The 11,723-nt window shown below is 56.7% G+C and carries 12 protein-coding genes; 6 read left to right on the top strand and 6 right to left on the bottom strand.

Annotated elements, in window-relative coordinates:
• Positions 1 to 4: 4 nt before the first annotated feature.
• Complete coding sequence (zapB, locus tag FN633_RS02480; protein ID WP_103821672.1) at positions 5 to 250, bottom strand: septal ring assembly protein ZapB; 246 nt, start codon at positions 248 to 250, stop codon at positions 5 to 7.
• 391 nt (positions 251 to 641) lie between these two features.
• On the opposite strand from zapB, the gene FN633_RS02475 reads away from it, so the two are divergent.
• The 4 genes from FN633_RS02475 (at position 642) to fpr (ending at position 4,977) form a co-directional block, all read left to right on the top strand.
• Positions 642 to 1,490, top strand: a complete 849-nt coding sequence (locus tag FN633_RS02475) for an MIP/aquaporin family protein (protein ID WP_042394598.1) — start codon at positions 642 to 644, stop codon at positions 1,488 to 1,490.
• 20 nt (positions 1,491 to 1,510) lie between these two features.
• Positions 1,511 to 3,019, top strand: coding sequence for a glycerol kinase GlpK (gene glpK, locus FN633_RS02470; RefSeq protein ID WP_042394594.1), 1,509 nt, complete (start codon positions 1,511 to 1,513; stop codon positions 3,017 to 3,019).
• Positions 3,020 to 3,126: 107 nt separating this feature from the next.
• Positions 3,127 to 4,137 (top strand): class II fructose-bisphosphatase, encoded by a 1,011-nt coding sequence (gene glpX / locus FN633_RS02465; RefSeq protein ID WP_154056614.1) that lies wholly within the window; start codon positions 3,127 to 3,129, stop codon positions 4,135 to 4,137.
• Between the two features lie 93 nt (positions 4,138 to 4,230).
• Positions 4,231 to 4,977, top strand: a complete 747-nt coding sequence (fpr, locus tag FN633_RS02460) for a ferredoxin--NADP(+) reductase (RefSeq protein WP_154056613.1) — start codon at positions 4,231 to 4,233, stop codon at positions 4,975 to 4,977.
• A 19-nt stretch (positions 4,978 to 4,996) separates the two neighbouring features.
• On the opposite strand, the gene FN633_RS02455 is transcribed toward fpr, so the two are convergent.
• Complete coding sequence (locus FN633_RS02455; protein ID WP_042394584.1) at positions 4,997 to 5,416, bottom strand: DUF805 domain-containing protein; 420 nt, start codon at positions 5,414 to 5,416, stop codon at positions 4,997 to 4,999.
• A 110-nt stretch (positions 5,417 to 5,526) separates the two neighbouring features.
• On the opposite strand from FN633_RS02455, the gene FN633_RS02450 reads away from it, so the two are divergent.
• Together FN633_RS02450 and tpiA are read left to right on the top strand one after the other, a co-directional pair.
• Entirely contained in the window at positions 5,527 to 6,114 is a 588-nt protein-coding gene (locus FN633_RS02450; protein WP_154056612.1) for a DUF1454 family protein, read from the top strand.
• Positions 6,115 to 6,223: 109 nt separating this feature from the next.
• Complete coding sequence (gene tpiA, locus FN633_RS02445; RefSeq protein WP_042394578.1) at positions 6,224 to 6,991, top strand: triose-phosphate isomerase; 768 nt, start codon at positions 6,224 to 6,226, stop codon at positions 6,989 to 6,991.
• Positions 6,992 to 7,075: 84 nt separating this feature from the next.
• Here tpiA and FN633_RS02440 read toward each other — a convergent pair whose 3' ends face one another.
• The 4 genes from FN633_RS02440 to fieF form a co-directional block, all read right to left on the bottom strand.
• Positions 7,076 to 8,380, bottom strand: coding sequence for an SLC13 family permease (locus FN633_RS02440; protein WP_154056611.1), 1,305 nt, complete (start codon positions 8,378 to 8,380; stop codon positions 7,076 to 7,078).
• A gap of 103 nt (positions 8,381 to 8,483) precedes the next feature.
• On the bottom strand, positions 8,484 to 9,473 hold the full coding sequence (locus FN633_RS02435) for a sulfate ABC transporter substrate-binding protein (RefSeq protein ID WP_154056610.1): 990 nt from the start codon (positions 9,471 to 9,473) through the stop codon (positions 8,484 to 8,486).
• A 153-nt stretch (positions 9,474 to 9,626) separates the two neighbouring features.
• Positions 9,627 to 10,589 carry a 6-phosphofructokinase gene (gene pfkA, locus FN633_RS02430; RefSeq protein WP_042394569.1) on the bottom strand — a complete coding sequence of 321 codons (963 nt, stop codon included), beginning with the start codon at positions 10,587 to 10,589 and terminating at the stop codon, positions 9,627 to 9,629.
• 201 nt (positions 10,590 to 10,790) lie between these two features.
• Positions 10,791 to 11,672 (bottom strand): CDF family cation-efflux transporter FieF, encoded by an 882-nt coding sequence (gene fieF, locus FN633_RS02425; protein WP_154056609.1) that lies wholly within the window; start codon positions 11,670 to 11,672, stop codon positions 10,791 to 10,793.
• Between the last annotated feature and the right edge of the window lie 51 nt (positions 11,673 to 11,723).

Here is an 11,723-nt window from a genome sequence, read left to right as displayed (position 1 = left end):
GGAATCAAACCTCTTCCATGCGACCTAGCAGCGCCTGTAAGCGATCCTGCCAGCCGTTCTGCTGTTCGCGCAGCTGATGATTTTCACGCTCCAGCTCTTCGCGGTGGTGGTGCGCATTCTGCACTTCCTGCGACAGGCCGTTGTTTTTCTCTTTCAGCTCTTCGATTTCCATCTGCAGTAACGTGATGGTGTCAATCGCCTGCTGTACTTTTGCTTCCAGTTTCTCAAACACTTCTAATGACATGGTCATACCTCTCCTGAATTGCAAGGCGACGCTTGAATGTAAACGCGCACAACATAGCCCCGATTGTATGAAGCCCCGTCGCCCCTGTCCAGCGCCAGGGCACGTAGTTTGCGGTTTGCAACACTTTTCATCCTTCGCCTGGTTTACACCGCTCGGCTTCTCATGATTTGTTAACCGATTCGTTAATGAAATGATTCAGCGCACTATTACCCCTTACAAAAAACAGGCGCTCTATAGCGCGAAAACGCTCATTTTATTGACGCAGCACACACATTTTAAGTTCGATATTTCTCGTTTTTGTTCGTTAACGATAAATTAACACTGTGTCTACAGACATCATGGTTGTCTCTGCTCGCCATGCTAACAATAACCATTACACACACTTTAGGATCCGATTATGAGTCAAACATCGACCTTAAAAGGCCAGTGCATCGCCGAGTTCCTCGGTACCGGGTTGTTGATTTTCTTCGGGGTTGGCTGTGTTGCGGCGCTAAAGGTGGCCGGTGCCTCCTTTGGCCAGTGGGAGATCAGTATCATCTGGGGTCTGGGCGTGGCGATGGCCATCTACCTGACCGCCGGCGTCTCCGGTGCGCATCTCAATCCGGCAGTAACCATTGCCCTGTGGCTATTTGCCTGCTTTGACGGGCGCAAAGTCGCACCGTTCATCGCCTCGCAGTTTGCAGGCGCGTTTTGTGCTGCCGCACTGGTCTACGGCCTCTACTACAACCTGTTTTACGATTTTGAACAGACGCACCACATGGTCCGCGGCAGCGTCGAGAGCCTGGATCTGGCCGGAATATTTTCAACCTATCCGAACCCACACATCAATTTTGTGCAGGCCTTCGCGGTTGAAATGGTGATTACCGCTATTCTCATGGGCGTGATCATGGCACTTGGCGATGATGGCAACGGTATTCCTCGTGGCCCGCTGGCTCCGCTGCTGATTGGCCTGCTGATCGCGGTGATTGGTGCCTCTATGGGGCCGTTGACCGGCTTTGCGATGAACCCGGCGCGTGATATCGGGCCAAAAGCCTTCGCCTGGCTTGCAGGCTGGGGCAACGTTGCCTTTACCGGCGGCAAAGATATTCCCTACTTCCTGGTCCCGCTGTTCGGGCCGGTAGCAGGTGCAGCGCTCGGCGCGTTTGGTTATCGTAAGCTGATTGGCCGCCACCTGCCCTGCGACACCTGCGAGGAAGAAGTGAAAGAGCCAGCTACCACTGCCGCACAACATAAAGCGTCGCTGTAATGTGACTACGGGAAAAAAAGATGACTGAGAAAAAATATATCGTTGCGCTGGACCAGGGTACAACCAGCTCTCGCGCCGTGGTAATGGATCACGACGCCAATATCATCAGCGTGTCACAGCGCGAATTTGAACAAATTTATCCTAAGCCAGGCTGGGTTGAGCACGATCCGATGGAGATCTGGGCCAGCCAAAGCTCAACGCTGGTAGAAGTGCTGGCGAAAGCCGACATCAGCTCCGATCAGATTGCCGCTATCGGCATCACCAACCAGCGTGAAACCGTGGTGATCTGGGATAAAGAGACCGGTAAGCCCATCCACAACGCCATCGTCTGGCAGTGCCGTCGCACCGCCGACATCTGCGAGCATCTGAAGCGCGACGGCCTGGAAGACTATATCCGCGCTACCACCGGTTTGGTGATCGACCCCTACTTCTCCGGCACCAAGGTGAAGTGGATCCTTGACCACGTTGACGGCTCTCGTGAACGCGCTAAGCGTGGCGAGTTGCTGTTCGGCACCGTCGACAGCTGGCTGATCTGGAAGATGACCCAGGGGCGCGTCCACGTCACCGACTACACCAATGCTTCTCGAACCATGCTGTTTAACATCCACACCCTGGAGTGGGATGACAAGATGCTGGAGGTGCTGGACATTCCCCGCGCTATGCTGCCAGAGGTGCGTAAATCCTCCGAGGTGTACGGTCAGACCAACATCGGCGGCAAGGGCGGCACGCGTATTCCTATCGCCGGGATCGCTGGTGACCAGCAGGCGGCGCTCTTTGGTCAGCTCTGCGTCAAGCAGGGGATGGCGAAGAACACCTATGGCACCGGCTGCTTTATGTTGATGAACACCGGCGAGAAGGCGGTAGCCTCTGAGCACGGCCTGCTAACCACCATCGCCTGCGGCCCGCGTGGCGAGGTGAACTACGCCCTGGAGGGCGCGGTATTTATGGCGGGGGCCTCCATTCAGTGGCTGCGCGACGAGATGAAGCTGATCAGCGACTCGTTTGACTCGGAATACTTTGCCACCAAGGTAAAAGATACCAACGGCGTGTACGTGGTGCCGGCCTTCACCGGCCTCGGCGCGCCCTACTGGGATCCCTATGCCCGCGGGGCAATCTTCGGCCTGACCCGTGGCGTCAACTCAAACCACATCATCCGTGCAACGCTGGAATCCATTGCCTACCAGACCCGCGACGTGCTGGAGGCCATGCAGGCCGACTCCGGCATTCGCCTGCACGCCCTGCGCGTGGACGGCGGCGCGGTAGCCAATAACTTCCTGATGCAGTTCCAGTCCGATATTCTCGGTACCCGCGTTGAGCGTCCGGAAGTTCGCGAAGTCACGGCGCTGGGCGCAGCCTACCTGGCAGGCCTGGCGGTCGGCTTCTGGCAGAACCTCGACGAGCTGCAGGAGAAGGCGGTTATCGAGCGCGAGTTCCGTCCGGGCATCGAAACCACCGAGCGTAACTACCGCTACAGCGGCTGGAAAAAAGCCGTGAAACGCGCCATGGCGTGGGAAGAACACGACGAGTAATCCTCACCCCGCTCCCCTCTCCGCCCGGAGAGGGGGCATCCCTCTCCTCTCTCTGTGTTAAACTTTGCACAATTTCTTTAATGACGTTCTTTAACGACGAGTGTGCAATGAAACGAGAGCTTGCGATTGAATTTTCCCGCGTGACGGAAGCGGCCGCGCTGGCCGGTTACAAATGGCTGGGCCGGGGCGATAAAAACGTTGCCGACGGCGCGGCGGTTAACGCCATGCGCATTGTGCTCAATCAGGTCAATATTGACGGGACCATCGTGATTGGCGAGGGTGAGATCGACGAAGCGCCGATGCTCTATATCGGCGAGCGCGTTGGCACCGGTCAGGGCGACGCGGTGGATATTGCCGTCGATCCTATCGAAGGTACCCGTATGACGGCGATGGGCCAGGCCAATGCGCTGGCGGTGCTGGCCGTAGGCGACAAGGGTAGCTTCCTGAACGCGCCGGATATGTATATGGAGAAGCTGATCGTTGGCCCTGGCGCAAAGGGCGCTATCGATCTTAACCTTCCTTTGGAAGCGAACCTGCGTAACGTGGCCGCCGCACTCGGTAAGCCTCTCGATGAACTGACCGTGACGATCCTGGCGAAGCCGCGCCACGATGCAGTCATCGCCCAGATGCAGCAGCTCGGCGTGCGCGTGTTTGCTATTCCCGATGGCGACGTGGCCGCCTCGATTCTGACCTGCATGCCAGACAGCGAAGTGGACGTGCTCTACGGCATCGGCGGTGCGCCAGAGGGCGTGGTCTCTGCCGCCGCGATCCGTGCGCTGGACGGTGATATGCAGGGCCGCTTGCTGGCGCGTCATCACGTCAAGGGCGACAGCGAAGAGAATCGCCGCATCGGCGAGCAGGAGCTGGCGCGCTGTAAAGAGATGGGTATCGAAGCAGACAGCGTGCTGCAGCTGGACGACATGGCCCGCAACGATAACGTAATTTTTTCCGCCACCGGTATCACCAAGGGCGATCTGCTCGACGGCATTACTCGCAAGGGCAATATGGCCACCACCGAAACCCTGCTGATCCGCGGTAAATCCCGCACTATCCGCCGGATCCAGTCCATTCACTACCTTGACCGCAAAGATACAGACGTACAGCGACACATTCTTTAAGGTCATTTGATCAATCGAGCTTTCCGGCCCGCTCGGGCTGGAAAAGTTCGCTTTAAGCGACGAAGATAAGGTTATACAGAACAGGAGACGATCATGGCGGATTGGGTTACAGGAAAAGTTACGAAGGTTGAATTCTGGACCGACGCGCTCTTTAGTCTCACCGTTCATGCTCCCATTCACCCCTTCAAAGCGGGCCAGTTTGCCAAGCTGGGTCTGGAGATTGACGGCGAGCGCGTGCAGCGCGCCTACTCCTACGTTAACGCCCCCAGCGATCCGAATCTGGAGTTTTACCTGGTCACCGTACCGGACGGCAAGCTTAGTCCGCGCCTTGCAGCATTGAAGCCGGGCGATGAGGTGCTGATCGTGAGCGAGGCGGCCGGATTCTTTGTGCTGGAAGAGATCCCCGAGTGTGAAACGCTGTGGATGCTGGCAACCGGGACAGCCATCGGCCCCTATCTGTCGATTTTGCAGGAAGGAAAAGACCTTGAGCGCTTTAAAAACCTGGTGCTGGTCCATGCCGCGCGTTATGCCGAGGATCTCAGCTATCTGCCGCTGATGCTGGAGCTGCAAAAGCGCTACGAGGGTAGACTGCGGATCCAGACGGTCGTCAGTCGCGAAACGGTAGCCGGCTCGCTGCATGGTCGCGTACCGGCGTTGATTGAGAGCGGGGAGCTAGAGCGCGCCGTCGGGCTGACAATGCGCGCTGAAGATAGCCACGTGATGCTGTGTGGCAATCCGCAGATGGTACGTGATACTCAGCAGCTGCTGAAAGAGACCCGGCAGATGGCCAAACACCTGCGCCGTCGTCCGGGCCATATGACCGCTGAGCACTACTGGTAACAAAGGCAATAGGCAGACGCTAACGGAACTTAACGTCCAGCGTCGCCTTACCAAACTTGTTTTCGCCCGGCGTGCCAAGAAACGCGCCGAGATCCACCAGCAGCATGACCATGATCAGCGTCGGGATAAAGCGCCCCACCGCCCATGTCCAGACGCCGCCCAGCACGTCCCAACGCCCGGCCAGCAGCATCCACGCCAGCACCAGCAGCAGGGCCCAGTAGCCCGACTTACCGCGATCGTGCAGCCGTTTTACCACCACGCAGGTGGTAGGCCAGAGCAGGCTTACCAGCGCAAAGGCTGCCAGCTGCAGATCCACCAGCCCGCTTCCCGCCAGCGAAAAGAGTGCCACCATCGACAGCGCCCAGAGCGCTATCCAGATCCAGAAGTCACGACGTCCAATACGTCCTTTAAATGAGAATAACCACTGCTGTATGGTCATGTAAGGTTCCTTATAATCGTAGTGCTGCGTAGTTTACCTTAGTCAGGTCAGCTTTTGACAAGCCAGACGGTTATCGTTTTAATCGGGATAGCTAAACAGAGGGAGAGATCATGAAAAGATGGAGCGTATTGCTGGCCTGGCTGGCGTTTTGCCTGCCTGCACTGGCGGTAGAGGTTCCCCAGGCGGCCACGGCCCCCTATCTGCTGGCGGGTGCGCCAACCTTCGATCAATCTATTAGTCAGTTCCGGGAGAAGTTCAACGCCGATAATCCTGGGCTGGTGCTCAACGAGTTTCGCGCCATTGAATCGCGCAACGATCGGGCGAACCTGACGCGGGCCGCCAGCAAAATCAACGAGTCGCTCTACGCCTCTACGGCCCTTGAGCGCGGCACGCTGAAGATCAAATCGATGCAGATCACCTGGCTGCCCGTGCAGGGGCCAGAGCAGAAGGCGTCAAAAGCCAAAGCGCAGGAGTATATGGCGGCGGTATTACGCGCCTTTTCACCGCAGCTGAGCAAAGCCAACAGCCTGCAAAAGCTGCAGAGGCTGCTGAACAAAGGCAAAGGCAAAGCCTGGTATGCCGAGACCGAGGGCGCGTTGCGCTATGTTGCAGCAGATAACGGTGAAAAAGGGCTGACCTTCGCTGTTGAACCGATTAAGCTGACGCTATCTGATAGTGCTGAAGGTAACAATAAATGATAAAAAGCAAAGCCTTTGCAGGGATGAATCTCTATACTGTTTGACAACCATGCTGCCTGCAAACGGCAGCCATATTCCTTGATTCGCTGACAAAGCGTGGAGAATAAAAATGCGACATCCTTTAGTGATGGGTAACTGGAAACTGAACGGCAGCCGCCACATGGTAAACGAGCTGGTAGCTAACCTGCGTAAAGAGCTGGCTGGCGTCACCGGCTGCGGCGTAGCGATCGCGCCGCCGGCAATGTATCTGGATCTGGCGAAACAGGCCGCAGCAGGCAGCCACATTATCCTCGGCGCGCAGAACGTTGACGTGAACCTCTCCGGTGCCTTCACCGGTGAAACCTCCGCTGAGATGCTGAAAGACGTTGGCGCACAGTACATCATTATCGGTCACTCTGAGCGTCGCACCTACCACGCAGAGTCTGACGAGCTGATCGCGAAAAAATTCGCCGTGCTGAAAGAGCAGGGCCTGATCCCGGTTCTGTGCATCGGTGAAACCGAAGAAGAGAACGAAGCGGGTAAAACCGAAGAAGTGTGCGCCCGTCAGATCGACGCCGTGCTGAAAACCCAGGGCGCAGCCGCGTTTGAAGGCGTAGTCATCGCCTACGAACCGGTATGGGCTATCGGTACCGGCAAATCAGCGACCCCGGCGCAGGCGCAGGCGGTGCATAAGTTTATCCGTGACCACATTGCGAAAGCTGACGCGAAAGTAGCTGAGCAGGTCATCATTCAGTACGGCGGCTCGGTTAACGCCTCTAACGCAGCTGAACTGTTCACCCAGCCGGATATCGACGGCGCACTGGTTGGCGGTGCTTCCCTGAAAGCTGACGCGTTCGCAGTGATTGTGAAAGCAGCTGAAGCGGCTAAGCAGGCGTAATTGATATTGTAACGGCGGGTGGCGCTACGCTAACCCGCCCTACGGTAATGTAGGCCCGGTAAGCGTAAGCGCCACCGGGCTTTTTTACAGCTGTCCCAGTACCTGATACCACAGATAGTCCAGCGGCAGCAGCACCAGATACGTCGCGACCGCCAGCGCCAGACAGAGCAGCATCCCCGCCCGCGCAGGCACCTTGCCTAATGCCATTGCCACCACAATCGGCGAAGCCTGATACGGCAGCAGCGGCGTCGAGTAACCCAGCACCTGAATCATAATCGTCGATAGCAGCGGGAAACCAGTGGCATCAGAGAAGCTTTGCGCCAGGCTGGTATAGAGCGCCGGAACGCCGTTGGCGGTCATGATAAAGTTAAGCGCGGTGGTAATGCCGGTCAAGGCCGCAAAGCTAGTGAACGGGCTGTGTGGATCCAGCGGCATAACGTGCAGCAGCGCATCCCCTACGGCGCGGCCGATACCGGTTTGCGTCACCGTGATCGCCAGACCCAGAATGCCTGCCACGTAGATGCAGGTGCGAATGTTCACCCCGGTAGCGAACTCCTCGCCGCTAATAAAACCGATACGCGGCAGCAGCGTAACGCAGGCCGCCGCCAGACCGGTCCAGGCCGGGCCAATACCGTGCCAGCTCTCCGTCACCCACAGAATGAGTACCACCGCCAGCATCCAGGCGAGCCGCTTCTCGTCCCGGCTCATCGGCGTAGCAGGTTCAAGATCGCGCGCCGCATGCGGCTTGCCGGGAAAGAGCCAGCAGATAAGCGCAATCAGGATCAGCCCCTTTAAAATACCCAGCACCGGCGTGTGCAGCAGCAGATAGGGAACATAGTTGAGATGGATACCAAACGCCCCTTCTGCCGCGCCGCTCATCACCAGATTCGGCACGTTAGCGGGCAGAATAGTCGCGGAAAGCTGGAAGGTGCCAAAGCCCACCGCCAGCGCCAGGCCAAACCATGCCCGCGATCCCTCGTGGATCCCGGCTCGCGCCGCCATTGCAGCAACGATGGGCATCAACAAGGCGATACGTCCCATGTTGGACGGCATGACAAACGCCAGGGCGTAGCTCAACAGCACCACGCTACCCACCATCAGTAGCCACGAATCGGTCAGCCTTGCCGAGATGGCCCTCGCCGCCCGGTCCGCCAGTCCGGTTTTGCGGATCGCCACGCCTAACACAAAGCCGCTAAAGACCAGCCAGAATGCCGATGAGGCAAAGCCGCCAAAGATAACGTCCGCCGGAGCGATTTTGGTCACCATGGCGGCGGCAAAGAAGAGCAGCGCGGTAATGAACTCCGGCAGTAGGGAGGTCGCCCACAGCACGATGGTGATGCCGATAATCAGTGAGGGAAGGAACAGAGGGTGCGTTAACCAGAATGACATACCTGTCTCCTGCTATTTTTTCACCGAGTCTACGGCGACAGGACGATTCAGTAAACGCCATTAATGGTGGGGCAAAAAAAACGGCCCCGCAGGGCCGTTACGCTTAACGCTTGCTGATTTGGTCGAAGGTACCACCGTTGGAGAAGTGCTCTTTCTGGGCTTTTGTCCAGCCACCAAACTCTTCATCAATGGTGAACAGCTTCAGTTTCGGGAACTCGCTGTCATATTTCTTCGCTACGTCCGGGTTACGCGGACGATAGAAGTTTTTCGCAGCGATCTCCTGCCCTTCCGGCGAGTAGAGATACTTCAGATAGGCCTCAGCCACGGCTTTGGTCTCTTTCTTATCAACCACTTTATCGACCACGGAGACGGTCGGCTCGGCGAGGATAGATTCGCTCGGGGTGACAATTTCAAACTTGTCTTTGCCCAGTTCGTTGGTCGCCAACAGCGCCTCGTTCTCCCAGGCGATCAGCACGTCACCGATGCCGCGCTCAACAAAGGTGTTGGTCGCACCGCGTGCGCCGGAGTCCAACACTTCTACGTTCTTGAACAGCGCCTTCACGAAGTCTTGCGCTTTAGCCTGGTCATTGTTGTTGTGGTGCAGAGCATAGCCCCACGCCGCCAGGTAGTTCCAGCGTGCGCCGCCGGAGCTTTTCGGGTTCGGCGTGATCACCGAGACACCCGGCTTAATCAGATCGTTCCAGTCATGGATCTGTTTTGGGTTGCCTTTACGCACCAGGAAAACGATGGTGGATGTATAGGGCGCGGAGTTATCCGGCAGACGCTTGATCCAGTTTTTATCGATGCGCCCACGCTCGGCAATAGCATCAACGTCATAGGCCAGCGCCAGCGTCACCACGTCGGCTTCAATGCCGTTGATAACAGAGGTGGCCTGCTTGCCTGAACCGCCGTGCGACTGGCGGATGGTCACATTATCACCGGTTTCCTGCTTCCAGTGCGCGCTAAACGCCTTGTTATACTGCTCGTATAGCTCACGCGTTGGATCGTATGAGACGTTTAACAGCTGAATGTCCTTTGCCAGAACGCTGCCGGAGGCCAGCAGCAACGTTAACCCTACACCCCATTTGTTCATCGCTCACTCGCTTATAGGTTGAATTGTGTTGTGATGAACTCAGCGTGCCAGAAAGCGAATCAATGATTAAAGAATAAAAAAAGATTGGCTATAACGAGCGGGAATAAAGAATGGGAGGTGTAGACCCGGTCAGCGCCGGGTCTATAGAAGGGATTAGTAGAGTTTCTTAGCGCAATCCAGCCAGTCGCCCTTGAACGGACGCTTCATATTTTCGATAGCGTCGATGATGTCATGATGCACCATCTTCTCGTTCTGAATACCGACGCAGCGGCCGCCGTAGCCCTGCAGCAGCAGTTCAATGGCATACGCACCCATACGGGAAGCCAGAATACGGTCATAAGGAACCGGAGAGCCACCGCGCTGGATATGGCCGAGAACGGTCGCGCGGGTTTCACGCTGGGTTTCAGATTCGATGTACTTCGCCAGCTCGTCGATATCGCAGATGTGCTCGGTAATCGCAACGATGGCATGCTTTTTACCCTTCGCGATCCCGGCCTTGATTTCGTTCACCAGATCTTCACGGTTAAACTCAACTTCCGGCAGGACGATAAACTCGCAGCCGCCGGCGATAGCCGCCGCCAGGGTCAGATCGCCACAGTAGCGGCCCATTACTTCAACGATGGAGATACGCTGGTGGGAAGAGGAGGTATCACGCAGGCGGTCAATTGCTTCTACAACGGTATGCAGCGCGGTGAAGTAGCCGATGGTGTAGTCGGTCCCGGCAACGTCGTTATCGATGGTGCCCGGCAGGCCGATGCAGGGGAAGCCCATCTCGGTCAGGCGTTTTGCCCCCATATAGGAGCCGTCGCCGCCGATGACCACCAGCGCGTCGATGCCGCGTTTTTTCATATTTTCGATAGCCACGGCACGGATGTGCTCTTCACGGAACTCCGGGAAGCGAGCAGAGCCGAGGAACGTACCACCACGGTTGATCATGTCAGAGACGCTGTAGCGGTCGAGCTGCACCATGCGATCTTCATACAGGCCCAGATAGCCGTCGTAAATGCCGCAAACTTCCAGACCTTCAGTCAATGCTGCACGGACTACGCCACGAATTGCAGCGTTCATGCCAGGCGCATCACCACCACTTGTCAACACACCGATTTTCTTAATCATGACTACCTCTGAACTTAGGAATGCAAAATAAATTCTTGCCCGAAGCGACGCCCCTGGGAGTGAATGGCTATGCTGCGCATAGTATATCAATCTCCCTTGGCTGAATTGATTCAGGTCAGACCAAATGGCGGTAATTTACGCACAAAATGCTGGTCTGCTTCACCTTTTTACACCTTGTAACCTGTTCTTACGCCAGGAAATTCATCCTTGGGATATTACGGAACAAGGGTCCTGATGGATGATCACATCGGAACCCGGGAAACGGCGCAAAATCGCCTCTTCAACCTGCTCGGCCACCAGATGCGCCTGAACAAGCGGGAGATTGTCATCCATTTCCAAATGAATCTGAATAAAGCGGGTCGGCCCTGACTGCCGCGTGCGAAGATCGTGTGCCCCGCTGACCCCCGGCCAACGCGTAACGATAGCGATTATTTCCTGCTGCTCCTCATCGGGCAGCGCGCGATCCAGCAGCGACTGAACCGCTTCATACCCCATACGCAGCGCGCTGTAGAGGATATAGGCTCCAATACCCAACGCAAAGAGCGCATCCGCCCGGTGCCAGCCATACCACGACAGGCCCAGCGCGATGAGAATAGCGCCATTCATCATAACATCAGACTGATAATGAAGCATATCGGCGCGCACGGCCTGGCTTTGCGTTTTTCGTACCACCCAACGCTGAAAGGTGACGAGGATCACAGTACACACCAGCGCAACCAACGTCACGATGATGCCGATCTGCGGTGCGTTCATTGGCTCGGGGCTAACAAGGTGCTGAATACCGGTTAAAAAGAGGAATAGCGCCGAACCGGAGATAAACATGCTCTGTGCCAGTGCTGCCAGCGACTCGGCCTTGCCGTGCCCGAAGGTATGCTCATCATCCGCCGGCTGGAGGGAGTAGCGCACCACCAGCAGGTTGGTCAGAGAGGCGGCAATATCTACCAACGAATCTACCAGCGCCGCCAGCACGCTCACCGATCCGGTGTACCACCATGCAAAAATTTTAATTACCAGCAGCAACGAGGCCATTACCGTCGCGGCAATAGCTGCCCGGCTCACCAGCTGCCCATACATTTGATTCATACGCACTCCTACCCGGACACGGGGAGTAGTATAACGGATGATAAATCAGGC

The sequence above is a fragment of the Pseudescherichia vulneris genome, from assembly GCF_902164725.1.
Taxonomy (GTDB): domain Bacteria; phylum Pseudomonadota; class Gammaproteobacteria; order Enterobacterales; family Enterobacteriaceae; genus Pseudescherichia; species Pseudescherichia vulneris.
This window is presented reverse-complemented; position numbering and strand designations above follow the sequence as displayed.

Excerpts from the sequence above, each read along its gene's own strand:
- FN633_RS02475 (WP_042394598.1), top strand. The coding sequence starts at position 642 with ATGAGTCAAACATCGACCTTAAAAGGCCAGTGCATCGCCGAGTTCCTC.
- glpK (WP_042394594.1), top strand. The coding sequence starts at position 1,511 with ATGACTGAGAAAAAATATATCGTTGCGCTGGACCAGGGTACAACCAGC.
- FN633_RS02440 (WP_154056611.1), bottom strand. The coding sequence starts at position 8,380 with ATGTCATTCTGGTTAACGCACCCTCTGTTCCTTCCCTCACTGATTATC.
- glpX (WP_154056614.1), top strand. The coding sequence starts at position 3,127 with ATGAAACGAGAGCTTGCGATTGAATTTTCCCGCGTGACGGAAGCGGCC.
- tpiA (WP_042394578.1), top strand. The coding sequence starts at position 6,224 with ATGCGACATCCTTTAGTGATGGGTAACTGGAAACTGAACGGCAGCCGC.
- pfkA (WP_042394569.1), bottom strand. The coding sequence starts at position 10,589 with ATGATTAAGAAAATCGGTGTGTTGACAAGTGGTGGTGATGCGCCTGGC.
- fpr (WP_154056613.1), top strand. The coding sequence starts at position 4,231 with ATGGCGGATTGGGTTACAGGAAAAGTTACGAAGGTTGAATTCTGGACC.
- FN633_RS02435 (WP_154056610.1), bottom strand. The coding sequence starts at position 9,473 with ATGAACAAATGGGGTGTAGGGTTAACGTTGCTGCTGGCCTCCGGCAGC.
- zapB (WP_103821672.1), bottom strand. The coding sequence starts at position 250 with ATGACCATGTCATTAGAAGTGTTTGAGAAACTGGAAGCAAAAGTACAG.
- FN633_RS02450 (WP_154056612.1), top strand. The coding sequence starts at position 5,527 with ATGAAAAGATGGAGCGTATTGCTGGCCTGGCTGGCGTTTTGCCTGCCT.
- FN633_RS02455 (WP_042394584.1), bottom strand. The coding sequence starts at position 5,416 with ATGACCATACAGCAGTGGTTATTCTCATTTAAAGGACGTATTGGACGT.
- fieF (WP_154056609.1), bottom strand. The coding sequence starts at position 11,672 with ATGAATCAAATGTATGGGCAGCTGGTGAGCCGGGCAGCTATTGCCGCG.